The organism is Hypericibacter adhaerens (assembly GCF_008728835.1).
Lineage (GTDB): Bacteria > Pseudomonadota > Alphaproteobacteria > Dongiales > Dongiaceae > Hypericibacter > Hypericibacter adhaerens.
In genome coordinates this window covers 3,101,745-3,126,769 of record NZ_CP042582.1, presented here as the reverse complement: position 1 = coordinate 3,126,769, position 25,025 = coordinate 3,101,745, and the positions used below count along the sequence as shown (strand labels likewise).

The following is a 25,025-nucleotide window of genomic DNA, read 5'->3' as shown; positions in this document are numbered from 1 at the left end:
CCGGCGCAAAGGAGGACAAAGCCATGACCGCTCCCTACAGCCTGGACGACGACAGCGTCGTCGTGATCGTCGGCTCCGGTGCCGGCGGCGGCACGCTCGGCACCGAGCTCGCGCTCAAGGGCATCGACACGGTGATCCTGGAGGCAGGCGCCCGCAACGAGATCGAGGATTTCGTCAACGACGAGTGGGAGAGCTTCGGGCAGCTCGCCTGGAAGGATCTGCGCACCACCTCGGGAAGCTGGCGGGTCCATCGCGACTTTCCCAACCTGCCGGCCTGGATCGTCAAGTCGGTGGGCGGCTCGACCGTGCACTGGGCCGGCGCCTCGCTGCGCTTCCAGGAGCATGAGTTCAAGGTCAAGACCACCTATGGCGACATCGCCGGTGCCAACCTGCTCGACTGGCCGGTCACGCTGGCGGAGCTCGAGCCTTACTACGCCAAGGCCGAGGACAGGATGGGGGTGACGCGCACCAACGACATCCCGGGCCTTCCCGGCAACAACAACTTCAAGGTGCTCGAAGCCGGCGCCAAGAAGCTCGGCTACAAGACGGTCCATACCGGCCGCATGGCCATCAACAGCCAGCCGCGCGACGGCCGCGGCGCCTGCCAGCAGATCGGCTTCTGCTTCCAGGGCTGCAAATCGGGCGGCAAGTGGTCGACGCTCTACGCCATGATCCCGAAGGGCGAGGCGACGGGAAAGCTCGAGGTGCGCCCCAACAGCCAGGTCCTGCGGATCGAGCATAACGATTCCGGGCTCGTCACCGGTGTCGTCTATGCGGACCCGCAGGGCAACCAGCACCGGCAGAAGGCGCGCATGGTCTGCGTCGCGGGCAACTCGATCGAATCGCCGCGGCTGCTGCTGAACTCGGCCTCGAGCAAGTTCCCGGACGGCCTCGCCAATTCCTCGGGCCAGGTCGGCCGCAACTACATGCGCCATACCACGGGCTCGGTCTACGCCATCTTCGACAAGCCCGTGCATATGTATCGCGGCACCACCATGGCCGGGATCGTGCAGGACGAATCGCGCTACGATCCCTCGCGCGGCTTCGCCGGCGGCTACGAGTTCGAGACCTTGTCGCTGGGTCTGCCCTTCATGGCGGCGTTTCTCGATCCCGGCGCCTGGGGTCGCGATTTCTCGTCGGCACTCGACAAATACGACCATATGGCGGGGCTGTGGATCGTGGGCGAGGACATGCCGCAGGAAACCAACCGGATCACGCTCGATCCGGAGGCGAAGGATCAGTTCGGCATGCCGGTGGCGAACGTCCACTTCGACGATCACGCCAACGACAAGGCGATGCGCGATCATGCCTACAAGCAGGGCTCCGCGCTCTACGAGGCGGTGGGCGCGCTCAGGACTTTCCATACGCCGCCCTATCCCTCGACCCACAATCTCGGCACCAACCGGATGAGCGAGAATCCGCGCGACGGCGTCGTCAACAAATACGGGCAGACGCATGACGTGAAGAATCTCTTCGTCTCGGACGGCAGCCAGTTCACCACCGGCGGCGCCGAGAACCCGACCCTGACCATCGTCACGCTGGCGATCCGGCAGGCCGACTACATTGCCGATCTGATGGGCAAGCACGAGGTCTGAGCCCGACCCGCCGCTTGCTTCAGCCCGGGGCTCCAGCCGGTTCTCGATGAGGCGGCCGGGGCCCTCTTTCTTTGCAGGCCGGCCGGTGTCAGCCGCCGGTGAACCCGCAGGCCCGCAGGGCTTCGAGCATCTCGCCCGGCACCGGCGCCACCACTGCGATCGGCGGGCCCTCCGGCGCGAAGGGGATCGAGAGCGCACGCGCATGGAGATGCAATGGCGTCCCGCTCCGCAGGGCCGTCGTCCCATAGACCGGATCGCCCAGGATGGGACAGCCCAGCGCCGCGCAATGGACGCGGACCTGATGCGTGCGGCCCGTCCGGGGCTTGCACTCGATCCAGGTCAGGCCCGGCCCGCGGCCGAGCACGCGCCAGGCCGTGATCGCCGCCTGGCCCGCGGGATCGACCACCATCTTCCAGCCGTCCTTGCGGTTGCGCTTGCGCAGCGCCAGTTCGACCACGCCCGATTCCGCCTTGGGCGAGCCTTGGACCACGGCCCAGTATGTCTTCTCGATCTGGCCGGCCGCGAACAGCTCGTGCAGCCGGCGCAGCGCGCTCGGCCGGCGCGCCAGGGTGAGGCAGCCGCTGGTGTCGCGGTCGAGCCGATGGGCGAGGGCGGGCGGGGTCCGGGCCTCGAAGCGCAGCGCCTCCAGTGCCGCCTCGAGCGACAGGCCGCCGGACGGCCCCGGATGGACCGCGAGCCCCGCCGGCTTGTTGAGCACGATGACGTTCTGGTCGCGGAACAGCACGCGCTGGGCCAGTTCCTGCAGCAGGCCCGGCGTGGGCGCGGCCTGCGGCGATGCCGGCGCCGCGATACGGCGATGGGACCGGCGGGGGCGCCGGGCCGCGGCGGAAGTCCCGCGGGAGGAGCGCGCGCGTCGGGACGGGGAAGGACGTCGCTTCATGGGATGGCGATCATAGCCGCCGCAAGCGGCCCTTGCCGACCGTCCCGACGGCGGCGCGGCGGCGTTTGACCGGCCCGACCGGGATCGACAGGATGGCGGCCATGGCGGCGAACCCCGCGGCTCCCTTCATCCTGCTGGGCCTCGATCACGTGGTCCTCCGCGTGCGCGATCCGGAGCGGCTGGAGCGGTTCTATTGCGAGGCGCTGGGCTGCCGGCTGGAGCGGCGCCAGGAGAAGATCGGCCTCGTCCAATTGCGGGCCGGACGCTCCTTGATCGATCTGGTCGACCTGGCCGGACCGCTGGGTGCGGCCGGCGGCGGCGTGCCGACGGTCGAGGCGCGCAACATGGATCACTTCTGTCTGCGCATCGAGCCTTTCGACGCCGGGGCGATCCGGGCGCATCTCATCCGCCACGGCGTCGAGCCCGGCGCGGTGGAAAGCCGCTACGGTGCGGAGGGCGAGGGGCCCTCCCTTTATCTGAAGGACCCCGAAGGCAACGAGATCGAGCTCAAGGGCCCGCCCGCGCGCTGACGCGGGACATGATCCGCGCGGCTGCGGACACAAACGAAACAGGCGCAAAAAGAAAGCGGCGACCCGTTGCGGGTCGCCGCCGTCATCTCGTGTCTCGTGGAGGCCCCTAAGAAACCCCCGGGTAGGCGCTGATCGGCGATCAGCCGACCTTCAGGTTCGCCGCCGCAGTCTTACCGCGCTCGGAAACCAGGTCGTAGGAAATCTTCTGCCCCTCAGCCAGCCCATCCAGGCCGGCGCGCTGAACGGCCGTGATGTGCACGAACACATCCTTCGAGCCGTCGCTCGGGCAAATGAAGCCGTAACCCTTCGTCGCGTTGAACCACTTCACGGTACCGCTAGCCATAGTCTGTCAGTCTCCTCTAGAGCGTCTATGCGCATCGCCATATGCCACGCGACTGCCGCGTGACCTTGAGCATTCACAACCTGTCTAGGGAATGACTTGAATGCACACCCCCTTGGGGGCGGGCCTGAAACGGGTTTCCCATCACAGGCCATGGGCAGCAAGACACGCCAGAACTCGATTGCGCCGGGAAGATATGGCCGTAAGGGGACGATAAGTCAACGAATTTCAGAAACGGCTACCGTTTCCCTGGGATTCTGGCCCTTGGTTGAACGACAAGCCAAGATATCAACCCGGTCCCGCAAGCCCTGGATCAATGCATGCCGCGGCCCAGCAAGGCCGCGAGTTTTCGACCCAGCTCGCTGGAGCGGAATGGTTTCTCAAGCAGGGTTTCCGTTTCCGTCCCGCGGGTCCCGGCGGCCCGCTCGCTGAAGCCGGAGGTCAGGAGCACCTTGAGGTCCGGCCGCTTCGCCCGGGCGGCGCGGGCCAACTCGTAGCCGCTCATGCCGCCGGGCAGCACGATGTCGCTGAACAGCACCGCGATTTCCGGGTGATGGTCCAGCAGGGCAAGGGCGGTCGGGCCGTCCGCGGCGTCGATGGGCTCGTAATTGAGCGTGCGCAGCGCCTCGGCGGAGTAGGCGCGCATATCGGCGCGGTCTTCGACCAGGAGAACCACCTCGCCTTCGCCCCGCAGGCTGCGGTGAGCGGCGGCGGCCTGGTCGGTATCGGCCAACGGATCCTCGGCGCGCGGCAGATAGAGGCTGATCGCGGTGCCTTCGCCGACATGGCTGTCGATCTGCAGGAACCCGCCCGACTGCTTCACGAAGCCATAGACCATGCTCAAGCCCAGCCCCGTGCCCTTGCCCACCTCCTTGGTGGTGAAGAACGGCTCCAGCACGCGCGGAAGCACGTCGGGCGGGATGCCGGTGCCGGTATCCCGGACCGTGACCCGGACATAGTCGCCCGGCAGCACCTCGCTGTCGGCGGCCGTGGTGTCTTCCTCGACGGTCGCATTGTTGAGCTCGATCGTCAGGCGGCCGCCGGTCGGCATCGCGTCGCGGGCATTGATCGCCAGGTTGAGGATCGCCGCCTCGAGCTGGCCGTCATCGATGAGGGCCGGCCAGAGGCCCGGCGGTATCCGGGTTTCGATCGACACGGCCTCGCCCAGCGAACGCTGCACCAGGACCATCATGCCGCCGACCAGATCGGAGAGGTTGGTCGCCTTGGGCAGCAGCATCTGGCGGCGCGAGAAGGCGAGCAGGCGGCGGATCAGGGCAGCGCCGCTTTCGGCGGCATCGAGCGCGGTCGAGAGCAGCGACTGGGCCTTGGTGCCCTGGGGCAGCTGGGTCGCGAGCAGATCGAGATTGCCGACGATGACGCCCAGGAGATTGTTGAAGTCGTGGGCCACGCCGCCGGTGAGCTGGCCGACCGCCTCCATCTTCTGCGCGTGGCGCAGCTGGGCCTCCATCGCCAGGCGGTCGGTCATGTCGAAGGACATGCCGAAGAAGCCCGCGACCTTGCCGTTGGCGACGACGTGGGGGACGTAGAGCATCTCGATGTCGCGCGGCGGTCCCGCCGGATACTGGCGCCGCATCTGCATCTTGACCGCCTTGCCCGCCTTGGCCTCGCGGACATAGGGCAGCATGATGCGGTAGGTCTCGGCGTCCATGAACTCCTGCATGGTCTGGCCGACCAGCTCCCCGGCGGGCTTGCCGTACCAGCGTTCCGCCGTGGCGTTGACGAACTGCAGCCGCTCGTCCATGTCCATATAGCCGATCGAGATCGGCAGATGGTCGGTCATGAGCTTGAGCCGCGCGGCGCCTTCCGTCAGGGCCCGCTCCGCCTCGCGCAGCTCCGTGATGTCCTGGATCGTGCCGGTGGCGCCCGCGATGCGCCCGTCCGCGGTGCGGTCCCACTCGCCGCGCTCGCTGATGGTGCGCCAGTCGCCCCGCGCATGCCGGATCCGGTATTCGATGGAGTAGGAGGCCAGACGCGCCTCGACGAACTCCTTGAAGACACTCTTGAGGGCCACGCGGTCGTCGGGATGGACGAAGCGCTCCAGATATTCGAGGTTGCTCAGCCGCCCGAGCTCCTCGACGGAGACGCCGAAGATCTGCGCGGCCTCCGCGGAATAGTGCGACGTCGCCGCCTGCCATCCGGCATGCTGGTCCTCGGTCCAGTGCCAGTAGGCGAGCCTGGCGATCTGCTGCGCGCGCTTCAGCTGGGCTTCGTTCCGCCGCAGGGCGGACTGGGCCTCGACCCGTTCGGTGACGTCCTGCAGCACGCCGGTGGCGCCGATCGCGTTGCCGGTCTCGTCATAGTCCCACTGCCCGATCTCGTGGACCCAGCGCCAGGTGCCGTCGCTGTGCCGCGCACGATAGTCGATCTCGTATCGGGTCAGCTCGCCCGAGACGGAACGGTTGAAGATGTTCAGCACGCGGGCCGCGTCTTCCGGATGCACGAAACGCCGGACCCATTCGTCGGTAGGCACGCGCAGCGCTTCGGGATCGACACCGAAGATCTCCGCCGCCACGGCGGAGAAATGGGACGCACCCTGGCCCGGCGCCCGATCGTTCGCGTTGTGCCGCCAGACCCAGTGGCCCACGCGCGCGGTCCGCTGGGCGCGGATCAGGAGCGCCTCGCTGTCGCGCAGCGCCAGGTCGGATTCGACCCGCCCCGTGATGTCGAGGATCACGCCGGTCGCGCCATCCGTGTCCCACTCGGCGATCTCGTGGATCCAGCGCCATTCCTTCTCGCCGTGACGGATGCGGTACTCGGCCTCGTAGCGGCGCTCGCCCTCGATGAAGAACCGGTCATAGATGTCCTGGATCCGCTCGCGATCGTCCGGATGGACGAACCGGATGACGAACTGCCGGTCGGGAACCACAAGATCCCGCGGCCGGACGCCGTAGATCGCCGCGGCGGTGTCGGAATAGGAAATCTCGCCGTCGTGCCAGTCAGTGCTGCCGGGGGCGGGCCGCCAGCGCCAGTGGCCGAGCTTGGCCACCTGCTGGGCGCGGCTGAGCAGCTTCTCGCTTTGCCGCAGCGCGGTTTCCGCATTGCTGCGGTCGGTGATGTCCTGGAGGGCGCCCGATGCTCCCGTGACCTTGCCGTCCGCGTCGCGATCCCACTCGCCCGTGTCGAATACCGTTCGCCATTCCCCGGTGATCCCATGCCGCGCGCGATACTCGATGGCGTAGGACTGTGTCCTTTCGGCGTCGAACTCCCGGTAGGTCTCGCGCACCCGTTCGCGGTCGGCGGGATGCACGAACCGGTCGATCAGCTCGTCGTCGCTGCCGTTCAGGTCTTCCGGGGCGACGCCGAACATCTCGACGATGGAAGGCGAATAGACATAGGGCGCGCTGTACGGGTTCGGCAGTGACGGGTCGAGCGCCCAATGCCAGTAGGCGAGCTTGGCGATCTGCTGGGCACGCGCCAGGAACTGCTCGCTGCGCTGCAGGGCACGATCGGTTTCGGCCCATTCCGTGATGTCCTGGATGGCCCCCGAGGCGCTGATGGGCCGTCCGTCGGGACCGTACTCCCATTCGCCGGTATCGATCACGGTTCGCCACCTGCCGTCGGCATGGCGGATCCGATATTCGGAGGCGAAGGATTTCAGCCTGCGCGCGGAGAAGTCCCTGAGCACCTGCCCGAACCGCCGGCGATCGTCGGGATGGACGAAGCGCTCGACATACTGCTCGTCGGTCAGCTCCATCGCCGTGAGATCGACCCCGAAGATCTCCGTGATCAAGGAGGAGTAGAGATGCGGCGCCGTGCCCGGATCCTCCAGATCCGGGTCGCCATGCCAATGCCAATAGGCGAGCTTGGCGATCCGCTGCGCCCGCTCCAGCAGATCCTCGCTGCGGTCGAGCGCGCGCTTGCTGTGGATCTGATCGGTGATGTCCTGGATGGCGCCTGTCGCCGAGACCGGGCGGCCGGCAGAATCGTAGTCCCATTCCGTGATCTCGCGCAGATGAGTCCAGCCGTCGGCTCCGTTCCTGATCCGGAACTCGATGGTGTAGCGCTCGATCTCGTGCAGGCTGAAGCGGCGATAGGTGTCGGCGACATGGCGCCGGTCATCGGGATGGACGAAGCGCTTGAGATATTCGCGCGTGGTGATCTGCAGGGCCGACTTGTCGACGCCGTGGATCTCGGCGGCGGAATCCGACCAGTCCATGATGCGGACGTCGGTTCCGTCCCAGGCGCCTTTCGACCACTGCCAGTGGCCGATCCTGGCGATCTGCTGCGCGCGCCGGATCTGCGTCGCGTTGCGGCGGGCGGATTCCTCGACGGCGAGCCGCTCGGTGATGTCCTGCATCACGCCGGTGGTGCCGGTCGGAATCCCGTCCGAGGAATAATCCCACTCCGCCACCTCGAGAACGGTGCGCCATTCGCCCGAGACGTGGCGGATGCGGAACTGCAGCGAATAGGTCTCGATCTCCCGATTGACGAACCGGGCCAGGGTCGCGGTGAATTCGTCCCGGTCGTCGGGATGGACGAAGCGGGCGGCATATTCCCGGCCGCCGACCGACAGCTCCGCGGCCGTGACGCCGTGGATCTCGGCCGCTTCCGGCGAGAATTCGATCGCTTCCCCGGGGCCGTCGCCATCGGGCCCGCAGCGCCAGATCCAGGTTCCGAGCTTGGCCATGCGCTGGGCCCGGGCGAGCATGGCCGAGCGCTGGCGATCGGTCACCTGGGTTTCGAGCCGGTCGGTGATGTCCTCGACGATGCCGGCAACGCCGTTCAGCCCGCCGTCGCGGCCGCGCTCCCAACTGGCGAACTCGCGCAAGGTCCGCCAGGCGCCGTCGGCGCGCCGGGCCCGGTAGGTGATTTCCAGGTTGGGTCGGCCGGGGCTGCGGAAGAGCTGCCACATGTCCATCAGGCGCTGCCGGTCGTCGGGATGGACGAAGCGTTCCAGGAACCGCTGCGGCGGGATGTCGAGCTCGGGAATGGTGACGCCGAAGATATCGGCGACTTCCTGCGAGTGATGGTAGCGGCCTTCGAACGAGTAGGGATTCCGGCTTGTCGCCACCCAATGCCAGGTGCCGATCCTGGCCATGCGCTGCGCGGACGCGAGCAGGGTTTCGCTCTGGTGCAACCGGGCTTCGAGCTGGCTGCGATCGGTGATGTCCTGGATGACGCCGGCGGCGGCAACCGGCTTGCCTTCCGGCGAAAGCTCCCATTCGCCCGTCTCGTGGATCAGGTGCCAGCCGCCGGACAGGTGGCGGATGCGGTACTCGATCGCATACTGGAGCAGCTGGCGGCGCCGGAACCGCAGAAAGATGGAGCGCGTCCGCTCCTGGTCCTCCGGATGGATGAAGCGCTCCACGAAGTCGAGCGTGCTGAGAGCGGGATTGCAGCCGAAGATCTGCTCGATGCCATCCGAGTAGGTGCAGTTCATCCGCAACCCGGCGTCGTCCGTAGGCCCGGACAAGTGCCAGAAGGCGAGGCGGCCGATGCGCTGCGCCCGGCGCAGCATGATCTCCGCCGCCGTCTCGCTGGGCAGCGCGGCCTTGGCCGGAGCGTCAATGGACGCCATGGGCTTGGGCGCGATCGGGTTGGGCAGCATCGACTGTGGTCGCATCGTCAGCGGGTATCTTTTTCAACTCGGGTCTGGACGTGAGGCCTTCCCCCAAAAGGCCTGTCGCAAAGGCGCAGAAAGGACACCGTCCCGGGGCGCGCGCCGCCCACGACACGGGTCGCGGCCCCTCGGGAGCCGAGAGAGACTCCTGCCGCGCTTGTCGATCGGCCAGTCTGACAAGATTTAGTAAAGATTGATTAATCGCGGCCAGGGCGCCGGAACGGTTCGGCTTTATCGAGGCTCCAACGCGGCCGCGCCGGCCGGCATCAGGAAAATCAGAGGCGATTCAGCGGGATCCGCAGATAGACCGTGCCGTTGTCCTCGGCCGGCGGCAGCTCGCCGCCGCGCATATTGACCTGGATCGAGGGGAGAATCAGCGCCGGCATGTCGAGCGTTTTGTCGCGGGTCTCGCGCATGGCGACAAACTCGTCCTCGGTAATGCCGTCATGGATATGGAGGTTCTGGGCCCGCTGCGCTGCGACGGTCGTTTCCCACACGAAATGATTGCGGCCGGGCGCCTTGTAGTCGTGGCAGAGGAACATGCGCGTCTGCGCCGGCAGCGACAGCAGGCGGCGGATCGACCGGTAGAGCGTGCGCGCGCTGCCGCCGGGAAAGTCGCAGCGCGCGGTGCCGTAGTCGGGCATGAACAGCGTGTCGCCGACGAACACGGCATCGCCGACGAGATAGCTGATGCAGGCGGGCGTATGGCCGGGCGTGTGCAGGACCTGCGCCTCCAGCGCGCCGATCGGGAAGCGGTCGCCGTCGCCGAAGAGCCGGTCGAACTGCCTGCCGTCGGGTTCGAGATCGGCGGCGTTGAAGACCGGCTTGAAGAAGCGCTGGACCGTGTTGACCGCGGCACCGATGCCGGTGCGGCCGCCCGACTTCGACTTGAGGTATCCCGCGGCGCTCAGGTGATCGGCATGGACATGGGTCTCGAGGATCCAGACGAGCTCGGCTTTCGCCGCCGACACGGCCGCCAGGATCGCGTCGGCCGATCGGTGGCCGGTGCGCCCCGACTTGGGGTCGAAATCCAGCACCGGATCGATGACGGCGGCTTTGCGGCTCTCCGGGTCGGTCACGAGATAGGAGACCGTGAAGGTCGGTTCGTGGAAGAAGGCCTGGACGGTCGGATTCATGGCGTCACCTGTCGGGGGGCTTGATCTTCACTTAAGCATTCTCTAATTTAGCGTCAACTGAAATAAGGAATGCCGATGCGCGCCTTGCAGAAGCTGGATCGGGCTGAGTTCGAGGCCAAGGCGTCGGCCGCGGCCCGTTTCCTGCGTGCGATCGCAAACGAGCACCGGCTGATGATTCTCTGCCGCTTGGGCGAGGGCGAGAAGTCGGTGGGGGAGCTGTGCGATCTCATCGGCTTGCAGCCTTCGGCCCTGTCGCAGCATCTGGCCCGGCTGCGGGCGGACGGTATCGTCGGCACCCGGCGCCAAGCCCAGACCATCTTCTACCGCCTCACGAGCCCGGACGCGGTGCGGCTCATCACCACGCTGGCCGCGATCTTCTGCCCGCCGCCCGGTGCCAAGTCCCGGAGGACCGCATCATGACTGATTCGCTGAAACCCATCGACCCGCGCGATCTCGATGCGGCGCTGAAACAGGGAAGCGCGATCCTGATCGATATCCGCGAACCTTCGGAACATGCCCGGGAGCGCATTCCCGGCGCGCGCTCGATCCCGCTGTCGAAACTGGACGATGGAAGCTGGCCCGCCCGGATCCCGCCCGGCAAGATCACCGTGTTCCATTGCAAGAGCGGCCAGCGCACGGCCGCGCAGGCGGGCCGGCTGGCCGCCAAGGTGGATGGCGAGGCCCGGATGCTGGCCGGCGGGATCGAGGCTTGGAAGCGGTCGGGCTTGCCGGTGCTGTTCGACCGCTCGGCGCCGATCGAGCTGCAGCGTCAGGTCCAGATTGCTGCCGGCAGTCTGGTTTTCCTGGGCGTGCTGCTGGCGGCGACGGTTTCGCCCTGGTTCATGCTGATGAGCGGCTTCGTCGGCGCCGGCCTGATGTTCGCGGGCATCACCGGCTATTGCGGCCTGGCGCGCCTTCTTTCCCTTATGCCATGGAACCGCCGTGCCGGCGGCGGCGATCCGCTGACGGCCTGATCGAGCGGCGCTTGCGGGCGCTTCAGGAATTGATCGCCGTCACGATCCAAATCGCGGCGGGCAGCGGCACCGACAGGTCCTTCCGATAAGGCGCGAGGGCCTTCTTCACGGAAGCGGCGACCGCGTCGCGCACGGCTTGCGGCCGGCCCTCGACCGCGCGCGCGGTGGCGCCGATCTCGAGCGTGGCGGCGACGGCCGTCTCGAGCCCGCGCCCCGCGGCAATGTCGAAGGCGAGGTCGACCGGCTCCATCCGGATGTCGCTGAAGCCCGCCTCGGTCAGGATGCGGTGCACCCGCTCTTCGCTCGCGAAGGCGAAGGGGCTGGGATCCTCGGGGCCGAGCTTGGGCAGCGGCGGCACATGCTCATAGGCGGCCTGGAGCGGCAATGTCATCCAGGGGTTCAGCTTGGAATCGCGAAAGCAGGAGAAGGCGAGGCGTCCTTTCGGCTTCAGCCCGCGGCGCAGATTGGCGAAGGCGCGCGCCGGCTCGGCGAAGAACATGACGCCGAAGCGCGAGAACAGCAGATCGAAGCGGCCCGGCGGCAGGGGAAAGGTGGTGGCATCGGCCACCTGCAGCTCGATGGGGATTCCGGCCGGCAGGCGCTCGCCCGCGCGGGCCAGCATCGGCGCCGAGATGTCGAGGCCCAGCACATGGCCGGTGCGGCCGACCGCCTGGCCCAGCTCGAGCGTGGTGCCGCCGCAGCCGCAGCCGATATCGACCACCCATTCGCCGGGTTTGACCGCCGCGCGCTCGAGCGTCGCCATGGCGACGGGACCCAGGACGATGTCCCACATCTCCTGCATCTTGATCCAATGCTGGCCGCCCTGGCCGTTCCAGTAGTCGGCCTGCTCCGTATTGCGCGGATCGGATTTCATGGCGGTCATGCTGTCGTTCCTTGTGCCCTGCGGTCAGACATCCAGCTCGCGATAATGCCGGAAGATGCCTTCCTCGTTGAAGGGCGGCCGCCGGTCCGAGGCCAGATAGGCGGCGATTCGCGGCCGGGCGGCGATGCGATCGTGGAGATCGATCGCATGGCGGCATTTCCGCTCGATGCGCGCCATGGCGCGCGGGAAGGCGTAACGCAACCCCTCGACCAGCTGGAACAGGGACAGGTCGGCATAGCTCAGGGACGGGCCGCCCAGATAGCTCGTGCTCTTCCGGCCACGGGCGAGGATCTTCTCGAAATAGCCCAGATATTTCGGGATCCGCGTGCGGACGAAGTCATGGGCGCGCCGCCGCGCCTCCATCCGCTGGTCCTCATAGTAGAAGTTGGTCGAGATGGGGTGGTGCGTGTCGTGCACCTCCTGGACCAGATCCGCCATGGTGAGCTGCAGCTGGTGGATCCAGAGCCGGCCGGATTCGGTCTCCGGCGCCAGGCCGTGGCGCTCGCCCAGATAGAGCAGGATGTTGGCGGTCTGGCCGATCACCAGCCGCCCCGCCTTGAGGAAGGGCGGCGCGAAGGGCGGATGCTGGATCGACCGGCCGTCGAGAAAGCGCAGCAGCGCCGGAACACCGCCTCGCGGTCCCGATTGGGTTGCCACATCGACATAGTCGGCGCCCGCTTCCTCCAGCGTGAGCCTGACGAACTCGCCGCGCCCCTGGATCGAAGGCCAGTAATAGAGCTCGTAGCGCATCTCAGCCGTCCTTCCGCTGCATGAAGGCCGCGAAGGCCGCCTTGTAGTCGGGGTGCCAGCGCGAGAGCGCGGGCCGGTTCTCGATGATATCCTCGGCCGCCCAGCGGATCCGCTTGTTGTCGATGGCGCGCGTGACATCGTTGTCGGGACAGAGGATGTAGAAGTCGCCCCGGGCCATGGCGGGCAGCAGGAAATCCACGACCTGGTCGGCGCTCCAGGCCGCGGCCGGCTTCTCGGCCAGCCCCGTGATGCCGGTGAAGGTGAAGCCGGGCACCAGCAGATGGGCCGTCACGCGGCAGTTCTCGATGCCGCGCAGCTCATGCGCGACGGCCTCGGTCAGCACCTTCACGCCGGCCTTGCTCACATTGTAGGCGGTGTCGCCGGGCGGCGTGGTGATGCCCTGCTTGGAGCCGGTATTGACGATGGCGGCGGGCGTGCCCTGCGCGATCATCGCCGGCGCGAAGCTCTGCACGCCGTTGATCACGCCCCAGAGATTGATCTCCAGGACGCGACGCCAGCGCTCGTAATGCTCCCAGGGGCCGCCACCGTCGCCGACGCCCGCATTGTTCATCAGCAGGCCGATCTCGCCGAGATCGCGATAGGCGATCTCCCGGAGACGCTGCACCTCCTCGAGCCGGCTGACATCGGTCGGCACCGCCCGCACCGCGACCTTGCCGTTCGCGGCCGCCGCCACCTCCGCCGCCGCGCGGTCGAGGCGCTCGCCACCGAGATCGGCCAGGCAGACCTTCATGCCGAACGAGGCGGCGCGCTTCGCCATGGCGAGGCCGATGCCGCTCGCGGCGCCGGTGATGACCGCGGTGGCGCCGGGTCGAAGGGCGGGGTGAAGGGACATGGCGGTGTTCTCCTGGCGGTCGAATGCGAGGGCGGCAAGAAACGTGGCGCAGGCAGAGACGCCGCCGTTTCCGGATTCCGGGAAGGAACCGGATTCAGGATAAGGCGATTTCCCGCCCTGTCCCTTGCGATATGCGGGCGGCCCGCATGCAGATTTTGCGCGATCAGCCGATCGGCGATCCGAACTCTGCGCCACCGCGGCGCCACATCGAGGCGACGGCGCCGTCGTCAGCGGGCCTGGGACAGCCTTCGCGTCAGGTCGTGCGCAGATACCACTGGTAATCGAGCTCGGTCACCTCGGCCATGAACCGGTCGAGCTCGGCGCGCTTGATCGCGAGGAAGACCTCGAAGAAGTCCTTGCCGAGATACTCCTTGAGGAAGGCGGAGCGCTCGGCGCGCTCGATGGCGTGGGGCCAATGCTGCGGCAAGGCTCCGGGCTTCGCCTGCTCATAGCCGTTGCCGGTGATGGGCGGGCCCGGATCGATCTTGCGCTCGATGCCGTAATGCGCGCCGGCCAGCGCCATGGCGACCGCGAGATAGGGATTGGCGTCGGCACCCGAGGGGCGATGCTCGATATGGCGCGAGAAGCCGGGCCCCGCCGGGATGCGCAGGCCCACCGAGCGGTTGTTGATGCCCCAGGTCGGCGCCACCGGGGCATAGGAGGTGCGCCGGAAGCGGCGATAGGAATTGGCGTTGGGCGCGTAGACCAGCATCGCGTCGGCCATCGTCTCGGCCATGCCGCCGATGGTGTGGCGCAGCAGCGCGCTGCCTTCGGGCTTGTCGCCATCGGCGAAGAGATTGTTGCCGTCCTTGTCGGCGAGGCTCAGATGGATATGCATGCCCGAGCCGGCGCGGCCCGCGAAAGGCTTCGCCATGAAGCAGGCCTGCATCCCGTGCTTGGCGGCGACACCGCGGATGAGGCGCTTGAACATCAGGCCTTCGTCGACCGCGCGCATCGCGTCGGCGCGATGATGCAGCGTGATCTCCCACTGACCCGGCGAATATTCGTGGATCACGGTCTGTGCCGGCAGCCCTTGCGCCTTGGCGCAGGCGTGGATCTCGGCGAAGACCGGCCACATCTCGCCCAGGATGTTGACGTCGTAGACCTCGATATGGCGTGGGCGCTGGCCCGAGCCGGGGAGGAGGGCGGGGCGCGGCCGCCCGTCGGGGCCGGGCGTCGGATCGAGCAGGTAGAATTCGAGCTCGACCGCCATCACCGGCGTCAGGCCCTGGTCGGTGAAGCGCTTCACCACCCGCTCCAGCACATGGCGCGGATCGGCGTGATAGGGCCGCCCGTCCAGCTCGTGCATGGTGAGGAGCACCTGGGCGGTCGGCTCCTCGGTGCGCCAGGGGGCGGGCAGCAGCGTGCCCGGCACGGGATGGCAGAGGCGGTCCGCATCGCCATCGACCCAGACCAGGTTGGTCTCCTCGACATCCTCGCCGGTGATGTCGAGGCTCAGGATCGAGCCCGGCATGTAGCGGCCATGGCGATAGATCGCGAGCAGCTCTTCGCGGCGGATGTTCTTGCCGCGCATGACCCCGCCCGGATCGGTCAGGACGAGATCGATGCCGGCGATCTCGGGATGCGCGGCGAGGAAGCGCTCGGCCTCTTCCGGCGCGGCACCGATAGGGGTTTGCGGGGCGATGCCCTTCGAATTCATGACGGGGTCAGCCCTTCTTCAGCTCGTCGACGCAAGCACCTAGCGCGGTCACCAGCTTCTCCACATCGGCCTTGGCGGTCGCCGGGCAGCAGAGCGTCATGTTGTGGAAGGGAGCGATCATGACCCCCCGGTTGATGAAATAGAGATGCAGCGCCTTCTCGAGCGGCTCGATCAGCGTGGCGGCGGCCTCGGTGCCGTTCCGCGGCGGCTTGGCCGAGAACACGATCTCGGCGCGCGAGCCGACGCGGGCCACATGCCAGGGCAGCGCGCGAGCATGGATGACGCTCTCCACGCCTTCGGCCAGCGCCTTCGACATGGCTTCCATATGGGCATAGGCCTGCGGCGTCATCACCTGCTCGAGCACGACGCGCATCAGATGCAGCGACAGCGCGTTCGCCGAGAGCGTCGTGCCGATGCCGCTATGGCCGTGCGGGACCGATTGCTGCGCCTTGCGGATGCGGTCGGCGACCTCGGCGGTATAGCCGTAGACGGCGCTGGGAATGCCGCCCGAGATCGGCTTGCCGAGGGTAAGGAAATCCGGATCGAGCCCGTAGGCGCGGGTATAGCCGCCGGGGCCGGTCGAGATGCAGTGGGTCTCGTCGATCACCAGCAAGGTGCCGTAGCGGCGCGTGAGCGCGCGCATCTGCTCGTGGAAGCCCGGCTCCGGCAGCACCATGCCGATATTGGTCATGGCGGGCTCGCAGATCACGGCGGCGATGTCGCCTTCCATCAGCTTCGCCTCGAGGGCGTCGAGATCGTTGAACTCGATCACCGTGGCCACGGCGGTCAGGTCCTGCACCTGGCCGATCAGCCCCGGCCGCGGGATCTGGTGGTTGCCCCGGAGCCGCAGATAGGTGTCGTCGACCGTGCCGTGATAGCAGCCGTTGAAGACCAGGATCTTGGGCCGGCCGGTGATGCCGCGCGCCAGGCGCAGCACGAAGCGGTTGGCGTCGGTGGCCGTGGTCGCCATCTGCCAGTAGGGCAGGCCGAAGCGGTGCGACAGGAGCTCGCCGACCGCGATCGCGTCCTCGGTCGGCAGCATGTAGGTCAGGCCCTTGTCGGCATGCTCGCGCAGCGCTTCCACCACGGGGGCCGGCGAATGGCCGAACATGGAGCCGGTATCGCCCAGGCAGAAATCCGAATAGGCGTTGCCGTCCACATCCCAGATGCGGGCCCCGGAGGCCTGCTTGGCGAAGATCGGGAAGGGCGTCGCCCAATCGGTCATCCAGCTCATCGGCACGCTGCCGGGGAAATGCGCCTGCGCTTCCTGGGCGAGCTTGTGCGATTTGGGATGGCTCTGGGCGAAACGCGCCCATTCGCGCTCGGTCATCGCGCTGACGGCCAAGGCGGCGATACCGGCCATGCGGTCGGTCATGACGGGGTGGCTCCTCGATCAGGCATGGGCCGAGGGCGATGCGAAGCTTTTGCCGCCGGCGCTGAAGAGCCATAAGGGAGGCTTGCGCCGCCTTCAACCCCCCGTCCGGGTGGGCGCCCGTTCCGGTCAGGCGGTTTGCGGGTAAAGCAGTGGAAATTCAGGACCCTGCAGCGGGTCGCCATGGGCCAGCGTCACGCCGGGAAAGGGCGGAGAGGTTCGGCCCTTGCGCACGGCCCAGCGGGCGTCGTCGCCGACCAGGCGGGCGGAGAAGGCGCGCCGGCGCCGTCCGGTCGCGCGGTTGCCCGGCGCCCCGTGGAGCGTGAGGAAGTGAAAGGCGACGGCATCGCCGGGCTCGAGGTCCCAGGCCAGCACGCGATAGCGGCCGCGCTCCGCCTCGATGTCCGGCACCGCTTCGAGGCCGTCGCCTTCGTAGAGCGCCGTGCGGTCGAAGCGTTCGGGGCGGAACCAGCGCCCCCAGCGATGCGAGCCGGCGACGAACTCGACGGCGGTGTCCCGCGGCACGGAATCGAGCGCGACCCAGACGCTGCAATTCTGGCCGCCATCGACGCTGTAATAGGGCTGGTCGTGGTGCCAGGGCGTGGGCATGTCGGTGCCCGGCTCCTTCACCAGCACATGCTCATGGAACAGCCGCACGGACCTGGCCCCCATGAGCTGGGCGCCCGCTTCCGCCAGCGGCGAATGGCGGAGGAAATCGTCATATTCGGGGAAGCGGCTCCAGTTGCAGTAGTCGCCGAAGAACAACCCCGATCCGTCCTTGGCTGGATAGATGCGGGCACCGGCGCTGGGCGATGCCATGTTGCGCTCGATGCCGGCGCGCAAAGGCTCGACCCAGTCTTGGAACAATCCGCGCAGCGCGACCGCGCCGTCCTGCTGGAAGTCCCTGATCTGCGCGGCGTCGACCCGCTGCATGGCGAAGTCCCTCATCGAATCCGTGGCGGCGGATCGACACGATCCCTGACGCCCTCGGCAAGTTTAACGAAATTTCGCTGCGAAGCCAGTTGCCGGGACCCGTGAGGCTGGCATAGGAAGGTGCCGACCGGCATCTCGACCTCCTGTCGAGGGCGGATCGGCCCGGTTGCCGACCGGTCGGTATCGGACAAGAGAGGTGCCGGATCGCCGGCGCCCGACCCTGCTCTTTAGAGTCTTTCCGGGATTCATGCTCGAGCGCGTTGTTGCTGCCCTGGTCGGTTGGAGTGCCCGCCGCGCCCTGATCGTGGTGCTGCTGCTGGCCGCCTTGACCGTCTGGGCCGGCCTTCATGTCGTGCACACGCTGAAGATGAACAGCGACACCTCGGCCATGATCTCGGACAAGCTGGCCTGGCGCCAGCAATGGGACGAGCTGGGAAAGCTGTTCCCGCAGAACAACGGCCTCCTGGTCGTGGTGGTCGACGGCGCCACGCCGGACCAGGCCGAAGACGCGACCGAGGCGCTCTATGAGAAGCTGGCCCTGCGCAAGGACCTCTTCACCAGCGTGCGGCGCCCCGATGGCGGGCCTTTCTTCCAGCGCTACGGCCTGCTGTTCCTGCCCGTGGACAGCCTGCAGCGATTGTCGAACTCGGTGGCCATGGCGCAGCCCTTCATCGGCAGCCTGCGCGCCGACCCCAGCCTGCGCGGCCTGTTCGACATGCTGGCCCTGGCGGCGGATGGCGTCGCCCAGCAGACGGGCGGGCTCGCGATGCTGCAACGGCCGCTGGGTGCCATCGAAGCCTCGCTGACCAGCGCGCTCGAGGGAAAGCCCAAGCCGCTCTCCTGGCAGACGCTGCTGATGGACCGGCCGGTCGAGCCGCGCGATCTGCGCCACCTGATCCTGACCCAGCCCGTGCGCGACTTCAGCTCGCTCGCCACCGCCGCCTCCGCCAGCCGCTTCATCCGCGAGGAGGCGCAGGCGCTGGGCCTGACGCCGGACAAGGGCATCACGGTGCGGTTGACCGGCTCGGTGGCGCTTCAGGACGAGGAGCTCCAGACCGTCACCGAGGGCATGGGAACCGCACTGGTCCTCTCGATCGTCCTGGTGCTGGGCCTGCTGCTGGTCGCGCTGCGCTCGGCGAAGCTGATCCTGGCGAGCTTCATCACGCTGCTGGTGGGGCTCGTCCTGACCTTCGCCTTCGCTTCCTTCACGGTCAATCCGCTCAACCCGATCTCGGTCGCCTTCGCCGTCATGTTCATCGGCCTCTCGATCGATTTCGGCATCCAGTTCGGCGTGCGCTTCGGGCAGGAGCGCTATCTCGATGCCGATCCGGCGACGGTGCTGCCGCGTACCGGCTATGCCATGGCGCGGCCGCTCACCCTGGCAGCGGTCGCCATCGCCGTCGGCTTCGCCTCCTTCCTGCCGACCGATTATCGCGGCGTCTCGGAGCTGGGGCTGATCGCGACCGCCGGCATGATCGTGACGCTGGTGCTCAACCTGACCCTGATGCCGGCGCTGCTGGCGCTGCTGAAGCCGCGCGGCACGCCGCGCGAGATGGGCTATCTGTGGGCCGCACCGGTCGACGAGTTCCTGCTGCGCCGCCGGCGCTGGGTCCTGCTGTTCTTCGGCCTGGTGACGTTGCTCGGCGTCGGCGCCGCCTACTGGCTGCGGTTCGACTACAACCCCTTGCATCTGCGCGACCCCAAGGTCGAATCGATGGCGACCATCCTCGACCTGATGCGCGACCCGCTGTCCTCGCCCTTCACGATCGAGACGCTGGCGCCCGACATCGAGGCCGCGCAGGAGACGGCCGGGAAGCTCTCGGCCCTGCCCGAGGTCGCCGCCGCCCTCACGGCCGCGAGCTTCATCCCGCAGGACCAGGACGCCAAGCTGGCGATCATCTCCGATCTGCAGCTCCTGATCGGACCCACGCTCGACCAGTCCGCGATGCGGCCGCCGCCCAGCGACGACGAGATCCGGGCCTCGATGAAGAACTGCGCCCAGAAGCTGCGGCAGGCCCTGCCGGACCTGCCGGCGGCCCAGGCGCTGGCCGCCGCGCTCGATCGCGCGGCTGCGGCCGATGGCTCGCTTTACCCGCTGCTGACGGAGCTTCTCATCAAGGGGCTCGACGCGCGCCTGAAGCTGCTCTCGGTGGCGCTGACCGCCGAGCCGCTCGATCTCGACAAGCTGCCCGAGGAGCTGCGCCGCGACTGGATCGCGCCGGACGGGCGCGCGCGGGTGCAGGCTTTCCCCTCCGGCAACGCCAACGACAACGACATCATCACGAAGCTGGTGCAGGCGGTCAGGACGGTGGTTCCCGACGCGACCGGCTCGGCGGTGCAGATCTATGAATCGGGCCGGGCCGTCGCCAACGCTTTCCGCATCGCCACGATCACGGCGCTGGTGGCGATCACCCTGCTGCTGGGGCTGCTGCTGCGCCGGCTGCGCGACGTGCTGCTGGTGCTGGCGCCCATCCTCGTGGCGGGCTTCGCCACGATGCTGGTCTGCGTCCTCATCGGGCTCGAGGTCAATTTCGCCAACATCATCGCGCTGCCGTTGCTGCTCGGCATCGGGGTCGCCTTCACCATCTATTTCGTGGTGAACTGGCGCAAGGGCGTCACCCATCCGCTCACCTCGAGCACCTCGCGCGCCGTGCTCTTCAGTGCGCTCGCGACCGGCGCCTCGTTCGGCAGCCTTGCGCTCTCGAGCCACCCGGGCACCGCGGGCATGGGGCTTCTGCTGCTGTTGTCGCTGGTGATCATGCTCACGACCATCTTCCTGTTCCTGCCGGCGCTGATGGGGCCGCCGCCGTCCCGCGGCTGACACCCGCCGCCCACCGTTTCATTCCCGCCATCCCAGGAGGCCATTGCCGATGTCCGTCACGAATTACGCCGAGGGCGTTCGCACCGAGCGGCGCGGCCAGGTGATCGAGATCACGCTCGATCGTCCCAAGGCGAACGCGATCGATCCGGGCATAAGCCAGCGCCTGGGCGAGATCTTCTCGGAATATCGCGACGATCCCTCGCTGCGCGTGGCGATCGTGACCGCGGCCGGCCGCTTTTTCTCCGGCGGCTGGGACCTGAAGAGCGCGGCCCCGGACCAGGATTTCGGCCGCGGCGGGTTCGCGGGCCTGACCGAGATGTTCAATCTGCGCAAGCCGGTGATCGCCGCCGTCAACGGCATCGCCGCCGGCGGCGGGTTCGAGCTGGCGCTGGCCTGCGACCTGATCGTGGCCGCGGAGAGCGCGGAATTCATGTTGCCGGAGGTCAAGATCGGCCTCATCCCCGATGGCGGCGGCGTGCTGCGCCTGCCCAAGCGGTTGCCGCGTGCCATCGCCACCGAGCTTCTCATGACGGGACGGCGCATGGGTGCGCCGGAGGCCGATCGTCACGGGCTTCTCAACCGCTGCGTGCCGCTGGCCGATCTGATGCCGGCGGCCAGGGCGCTTGCCGACGATCTCGTCGCTTCGGCGCCGCTTGCCGTCATGGCGGTCAAGGCGGTGCTGCAGGCGACCGAGGCGCTGACGGTCGAGGATGGCTACAAGCTGCTGACGAGCGGCGCGCTGCCGGACTATCAGCGCATGCGCGATTCGGAGGATTATTGGGAAGGCCCGAAAGCGTTCCAGGAGCGGCGCCCGCCGGTCTGGAAGGGGCGCTGAATCGCGGTGGCGGCGCGCGAAGATGGTGAAGCCGCCGCTAACCATGCCGCTGGGACAGTTATCCTAAAAATGCCGTAAATCCGGCAATTTTTCGCTGCCTTCAGCTTATAGAAACGATGGCCGGCGATACTTCTGCGGCACGCGATTTTTGACGCGGGAGCAGGATGCTCGCGCGAATCCCGCCGAGGAAGGCATCATGGCCACGGTTCGGATCTTCGATCACGGAACGGATCTCAGCCGGCGCGAGGAAGCGGCGCGCGGCTTCGCGCCGGTGCGGGTGGCTCAGAACCAGGGTCAGCAGATCTGGCGGATGCTGCTGATCTTCGCCACCACCACCGGGGTTTCGCTGCTGGCGCTGATCGGCCTGCTGTTCTACGGCGCCATCCTCGGCTTCTGATCCGCGACCGGCATCGCCTCGTTGCCGTCGAGAACCGGCCAGCCCCGCCGCCGGAACAGGCGGCGCAACCACAGCACCGTGACGAAGGCCAGAAGCAGCCCGCCGATCGTGTCGCTCAGATAATGGGCGTTGAGGATGACGCGCGTCGCGGCGACCAGCGTGGCGGCGGCGAAGGCGGGCCAGCGCCAGGCCGGCCTTATCAAGGCGATCGCGAAAGCGAGCGCGAAGACCGTTGTGGCGTGGCCCGAGGGAAATCCACGCAGATCGGATTCGAGGTTCCAGGGCTGGAAGCCATAGGCGCCCTCGCCGAGATACCGGTCCGGCCGCAACCGCCCGATCGCCAGCTTGATGATGTTGGCGAGAATTCCCGAAAGAGCGACGGCCGCGAACAGGAAGGTCGCCGTCCAGGCGCGCGCACGGCATCGTGCGTGGCGGTCGCTCGGTCGCTCGGCCCGGTCCGCGTGCCAGGCCCAGAAGCCGGCGGCCGCCGCGCTCAGCAGCAGCCAGCTCAGCGACTTGCCGAACAACGTGATGTCGGCGGCGAGGTTCTTGAATCCGGCCGGCAGGCCCTGCATCGCGATCGCGATCGGGCGGTCGGCGAACAGCATCAGAACCGGAATCGCGAGGGCGGCCGCCAGCAGCAGCAGGAGCGTGCGGTGGCCAGGGTTCGCGATGCCGAGCCGATCAGCGCGCGGCATCATAGAGGGTCAGGCGCAACCAGGCGCCCTTGCTGTAGTTGAAGGTGTCGAACTGGGCGAGGATCTCGGTCGCGATGGCGTTCTTGCGGGCGCCCGCGTCGAAATCGGCGCGGTTCTCCTCGCTGATCAGCGCGAAGCGGCAGGCGGGATCGTCGGCCAGGAAGGCGGCGGCCTGGGCGGGCTCGGTCATCACGGTTTCGGTCCCGAGCAGGAAGACCAGGCTCGGCTCGTCATAGCCGGTACTGGCCAGGCGCGGCGCGGGGCAGTCGGCATGGGCCTGGACCGCCTCCGCCACGAGGCGGCTGGGCCAGAGCACGTCGAGATTGGGCAGGAGCCGGCCGAACACCATGAAGCTCGCGAGCTGGCTGGCGACCAGGAGACAGACGACGCCTTGCTGCGGGCGGCCATAGGCCGTCATCACGCTGCCGGCCAGCATGGCGAGCGCGATCACCAGCGCATAGGGCCAGGCCATGACGTCGATCGGCTGGCCCAGCACCGTGGGCAGCCACAGCCCGATGCCGGCGATGCCGAGACCGATCAGGATGGTCGCCGTGAGATTGAGCCAGCCCAGCGCCCGGTGCCAGGGCACCCGGGAGGAAAGCGAGGCCAGATTCTGGGTGATGGCATAAGCGGTCAGCAGCGCCAGGCCGGCATAGAGCGGCAGCGCATAATGCGGGAGCTTGGTCGGTATCAGCTCGAGCACCAGCCAGGCCGGCAGCAGCCAGGCGATGCAGAAGCGGATCGGCGGCTCGTCGCGGCGGCGGGCCAAGCGGAACAGGGCGAGCCCGACCGGCAGGGCGAAGGGCCAGAGGCCCAGGAACAGGGTCGCCGCGTAATAGCCGGGCAGGCCGCCATGGCCTTCCTGGCTGGCGACGACCTTGCCGAGAAAGTCATGCCCCAGCGCTTGCCGCGCGAAGTCGCCGTTGCTCTTGGCCATGATGGCGATGAACCAGGGCGCCACCAGGGCGAGCACCAGCAGGATGCCGGGAACGGGGTAGAGCCGCAGCAGCCAGCGGCGGCGGCGCTCGAGCAGCGCCAGGGCCAGCGCGGTGAGCCCGACGAAGAACAGGATCACCGGGCCCTTGATCAGGAGCCCGGCGCCGATTGCGGACCAGAACAGCAGCGCATTGCCCCATCCCGGCATGCGGGCGGCCGGTGCCGTCTCGGCGAGATAGACCCGCAGCAGGGCCAGCGTGGCGGCGAGGATCAGCGCTAGCTGCACCATGTCGGTCGTGGCCTGGCGCGCCTCGATGCCGAAGAGCGGCGAGGCCGCCAGGATCACCCCCGCCAGGAAGCCGATCCCCGGCGCGAAGAGCAGCCGCCCCATCCGGGCGGTGAGCAGCAGCGAGGCGAGGGCCGCGGCCAGCGAGGGCAGCCGGTAGCGCCAGATGCTGGGCTCCGCCGGGCTGCCGCCGCTGAGACCGTTCGCCAGCGCCTGCAGCCAATAGATGCCGATCGGCTTCTTGTAGCGTGGGGCGTCCTGGAAGCGGATATCGACCAGGTTGCCGCTCTCCATCATCTGCCGCGTGGCCTGGGCGAAGCGCGCCTCGTCGCGATCGATCGGCGGCAGGCTGAAGAATCCGGGCAGCAGCCAGAGCAGGGCGAGGAAGGCCAGCAGCGGCGCGCTCTTCTGCGGATGTTCGACGATCGCGGCCAGGCGGCCCAGAGGATGAGGGGCGGCTTCTTTCCAGACCCGATCAGAGCTGTGCGACATGACGCGCCCGCAGCTTGTCACGCCAGATGAAGAAAATGTTGCGCGCGTAGATCGCGAGCCCGGCCCCCTGGCCCAGGATGAAGACCGGGTCGCGACGCCAGATCGCGTAAGCGAGCAGGATCATGCCGCCGGCGACGGAGAAATACCAGAATATCTCGGGAACGACGCTGCGGCGGGCGCGCTCGCTCACGATCCATTGCAGCAGGAAGCGCAGCGAGAACATCGCCTGCCCGGCGAAACCGACGATCAGCCAGCCTGTCATGAGTGCCTGCCCGCCCGGATCCTTGGCTCTTCGATTCGTGCTGCTTCCTCGGCCGCGGCGACGGCGGCGGCCAGGCCGCGCCGCTTGAGCCAGAGGACGCCCGCCATATCGATCAGGCCGCGCGCCGCGCGTCCGAGATTGTCGTAGTTGGAACGGCCATGGCGCCGCGGCCGGTCGTTGACGCCGATGAAGCGGGTATGGCCGCCCGCGATCTGGACCAGCGCCGGCAGGAAGCGGTGCATGCCGTTGAAGCTCGGCAGCCGCAGCAGAAGATCGCGCCGAACGAGCTTGAGGCCGCAGGCGCTGTCGCTGCATCCGTCCTTCAGCACGCGCCGCCGGAGGCCGTTGGCGATATGGGAGGCGAGCTGTTTCGACCCGCTCGATTTTCGTTCCCGGCGCAAGCCGCCGACAAGATCGGCGCCGGAGGCGATGGCCAGCTCGATCATGGGCGGCAGGTCGGCCGGGTCGTTCTCGCCGTCGGCGTCGATGGTCGCCACCCATGGCGAGCGTGCCGCCCGGGCGCCGGCCAGCATGGCCGCGCTCTGGCCGGAGCGTCGCGGCAATCGCAGCAGCCGCAGCCGCGGGTTCGCGGCGACGAGGCCCGCCATGACGGCGGCGGTCTCGTCCTCGCTCGCATCGTCGACCAGAATGATTTCCGCCGGCCGCCGGAATGGGGGAAGTGCCGCGATCTCGGCCAGCAGCGGCGGCAGGTTGTCGGCCTCGTTATGGGCCGGAATGACCAGGCTGTACTGCATTCGCATGGCCGTTCGGTGGTCGACCGCTCTGTTCC

21 protein-coding genes are annotated in these 25,025 nt (G+C 68.1%); 7 read left to right on the top strand and 14 right to left on the bottom strand.

The features are described 5' to 3' along the window. Positions 1-23 precede the first annotated feature (23 nt). Positions 24-1,595, top strand: a complete 1,572-nt coding sequence (locus FRZ61_RS13700; RefSeq protein ID WP_151118260.1) for a GMC family oxidoreductase — start codon at positions 24-26, stop codon at positions 1,593-1,595. An 88-nt stretch (positions 1,596-1,683) separates the two neighbouring features. On the opposite strand, the gene FRZ61_RS13695 is transcribed toward FRZ61_RS13700, so the two are convergent. Next, the gene (locus FRZ61_RS13695; protein ID WP_151118259.1) at positions 1,684-2,496 is read right to left on the bottom strand and encodes an RluA family pseudouridine synthase; all 813 of its coding nucleotides are present in this window, start codon (positions 2,494-2,496) and stop codon (positions 1,684-1,686) included. 101 nt (positions 2,497-2,597) lie between these two features. On the opposite strand from FRZ61_RS13695, the gene FRZ61_RS13690 reads away from it, so the two are divergent. After that, positions 2,598-3,026 (top strand): VOC family protein, encoded by a 429-nt coding sequence (locus FRZ61_RS13690; RefSeq protein ID WP_151118258.1) that lies wholly within the window; start codon positions 2,598-2,600, stop codon positions 3,024-3,026. A 139-nt stretch (positions 3,027-3,165) separates the two neighbouring features. Here the strand turns inward: FRZ61_RS13690 and FRZ61_RS13685 are convergent, their stop codons facing one another. From FRZ61_RS13685 to FRZ61_RS13675, 3 genes are all read right to left on the bottom strand, one after another. Then, complete coding sequence (locus FRZ61_RS13685) at positions 3,166-3,369, bottom strand: cold-shock protein (RefSeq protein ID WP_151118257.1); 204 nt, start codon at positions 3,367-3,369, stop codon at positions 3,166-3,168. Positions 3,370-3,679: 310 nt separating this feature from the next. Continuing rightward, positions 3,680-8,950 (bottom strand): PAS domain-containing protein, encoded by a 5,271-nt coding sequence (locus FRZ61_RS13680; protein ID WP_151118256.1) that lies wholly within the window; start codon positions 8,948-8,950, stop codon positions 3,680-3,682. 272 nt (positions 8,951-9,222) lie between these two features. Continuing rightward, on the bottom strand, positions 9,223-10,083 hold the full coding sequence (locus tag FRZ61_RS13675; RefSeq protein WP_151118255.1) for an MBL fold metallo-hydrolase: 861 nt from the start codon (positions 10,081-10,083) through the stop codon (positions 9,223-9,225). Between the two features lie 75 nt (positions 10,084-10,158). Here FRZ61_RS13675 and FRZ61_RS13670 point away from each other — a divergent pair, with 75 nt between their 5' ends. Both FRZ61_RS13670 and FRZ61_RS13665 read left to right on the top strand, forming a co-directional pair. Beyond that, on the top strand, positions 10,159-10,503 hold the full coding sequence (locus tag FRZ61_RS13670; RefSeq protein WP_151118254.1) for an ArsR/SmtB family transcription factor: 345 nt from the start codon (positions 10,159-10,161) through the stop codon (positions 10,501-10,503). Further along, positions 10,500-11,057 carry a rhodanese family protein gene (locus FRZ61_RS13665; RefSeq protein ID WP_151118253.1) on the top strand — a complete coding sequence of 186 codons (558 nt, stop codon included), beginning with the start codon at positions 10,500-10,502 and terminating at the stop codon, positions 11,055-11,057. The genes FRZ61_RS13670 and FRZ61_RS13665 overlap by 4 nt, the downstream gene beginning before the upstream one ends. Positions 11,058-11,079: 22 nt before the next feature. Here FRZ61_RS13665 and FRZ61_RS13660 read toward each other — a convergent pair whose 3' ends face one another. The 6 genes from FRZ61_RS13660 to FRZ61_RS13635 form a co-directional block, all read right to left on the bottom strand. Continuing rightward, a complete protein-coding gene (locus tag FRZ61_RS13660) occupies positions 11,080-11,940 on the bottom strand; it encodes a class I SAM-dependent methyltransferase (RefSeq protein WP_151118252.1) in 861 nt (286 codons plus the stop codon). Positions 11,941-11,964: 24 nt separating this feature from the next. After that, positions 11,965-12,690, bottom strand: a complete 726-nt coding sequence (locus tag FRZ61_RS13655; protein ID WP_151118251.1) for a glutathione S-transferase — start codon at positions 12,688-12,690, stop codon at positions 11,965-11,967. A gap of 1 nt (position 12,691) precedes the next feature. Continuing rightward, positions 12,692-13,543 (bottom strand): SDR family NAD(P)-dependent oxidoreductase, encoded by an 852-nt coding sequence (locus tag FRZ61_RS13650; RefSeq protein WP_151118250.1) that lies wholly within the window; start codon positions 13,541-13,543, stop codon positions 12,692-12,694. 253 nt (positions 13,544-13,796) lie between these two features. Beyond that, positions 13,797-15,203, bottom strand: coding sequence for a glutamine synthetase family protein (locus FRZ61_RS13645; protein WP_151118249.1), 1,407 nt, complete (start codon positions 15,201-15,203; stop codon positions 13,797-13,799). A gap of 7 nt (positions 15,204-15,210) precedes the next feature. After that, a complete protein-coding gene (locus FRZ61_RS13640) occupies positions 15,211-16,578 on the bottom strand; it encodes an aspartate aminotransferase family protein (RefSeq protein WP_151118248.1) in 1,368 nt (455 codons plus the stop codon). A gap of 126 nt (positions 16,579-16,704) precedes the next feature. Further along, the gene (locus FRZ61_RS13635; RefSeq protein WP_225308798.1) at positions 16,705-17,508 is read right to left on the bottom strand and encodes a phytanoyl-CoA dioxygenase family protein; all 804 of its coding nucleotides are present in this window, start codon (positions 17,506-17,508) and stop codon (positions 16,705-16,707) included. 247 nt (positions 17,509-17,755) lie between these two features. Between FRZ61_RS13635 and FRZ61_RS13630 the strand changes: the two genes are divergently transcribed. The 3 genes from FRZ61_RS13630 (at position 17,756) to FRZ61_RS13620 (ending at position 21,561) form a co-directional block, all read left to right on the top strand. Beyond that, the gene (locus tag FRZ61_RS13630; RefSeq protein ID WP_151118246.1) at positions 17,756-20,329 is read left to right on the top strand and encodes an MMPL family transporter; all 2,574 of its coding nucleotides are present in this window, start codon (positions 17,756-17,758) and stop codon (positions 20,327-20,329) included. 49 nt (positions 20,330-20,378) lie between these two features. After that, positions 20,379-21,164, top strand: a complete 786-nt coding sequence (locus FRZ61_RS13625; protein ID WP_151118245.1) for an enoyl-CoA hydratase-related protein — start codon at positions 20,379-20,381, stop codon at positions 21,162-21,164. Positions 21,165-21,360: 196 nt separating this feature from the next. Then, positions 21,361-21,561 carry a hypothetical protein gene (locus FRZ61_RS13620; protein ID WP_151118244.1) on the top strand — a complete coding sequence of 67 codons (201 nt, stop codon included), beginning with the start codon at positions 21,361-21,363 and terminating at the stop codon, positions 21,559-21,561. Here FRZ61_RS13620 and FRZ61_RS13615 read toward each other — a convergent pair. Genes FRZ61_RS13615 through FRZ61_RS13600 form a run of 4 tightly spaced genes read right to left on the bottom strand, consistent with a single transcriptional unit; the run spans position 21,537 to position 24,996 of the window. Then, entirely contained in the window at positions 21,537-22,259 is a 723-nt protein-coding gene (locus FRZ61_RS13615; RefSeq protein ID WP_191909013.1) for a phosphatase PAP2 family protein, read from the bottom strand. The two genes, FRZ61_RS13620 and FRZ61_RS13615, sit on opposite strands and share 25 nt — an antisense overlap. Beyond that, complete coding sequence (locus tag FRZ61_RS13610) at positions 22,246-23,973, bottom strand: ArnT family glycosyltransferase (protein WP_151118242.1); 1,728 nt, start codon at positions 23,971-23,973, stop codon at positions 22,246-22,248. The genes FRZ61_RS13615 and FRZ61_RS13610 overlap by 14 nt, the downstream gene beginning before the upstream one ends. After that, the gene (locus tag FRZ61_RS13605; RefSeq protein ID WP_151118241.1) at positions 23,957-24,235 is read right to left on the bottom strand and encodes a lipid-A-disaccharide synthase N-terminal domain-containing protein; all 279 of its coding nucleotides are present in this window, start codon (positions 24,233-24,235) and stop codon (positions 23,957-23,959) included. Before FRZ61_RS13605 ends, FRZ61_RS13610 begins: the two co-directional genes overlap by 17 nt. After that, positions 24,232-24,996 carry a glycosyltransferase family 2 protein gene (locus FRZ61_RS13600; RefSeq protein WP_151118240.1) on the bottom strand — a complete coding sequence of 255 codons (765 nt, stop codon included), beginning with the start codon at positions 24,994-24,996 and terminating at the stop codon, positions 24,232-24,234. Before FRZ61_RS13600 ends, FRZ61_RS13605 begins: the two co-directional genes overlap by 4 nt. Between the last annotated feature and the right edge of the window lie 29 nt (positions 24,997-25,025).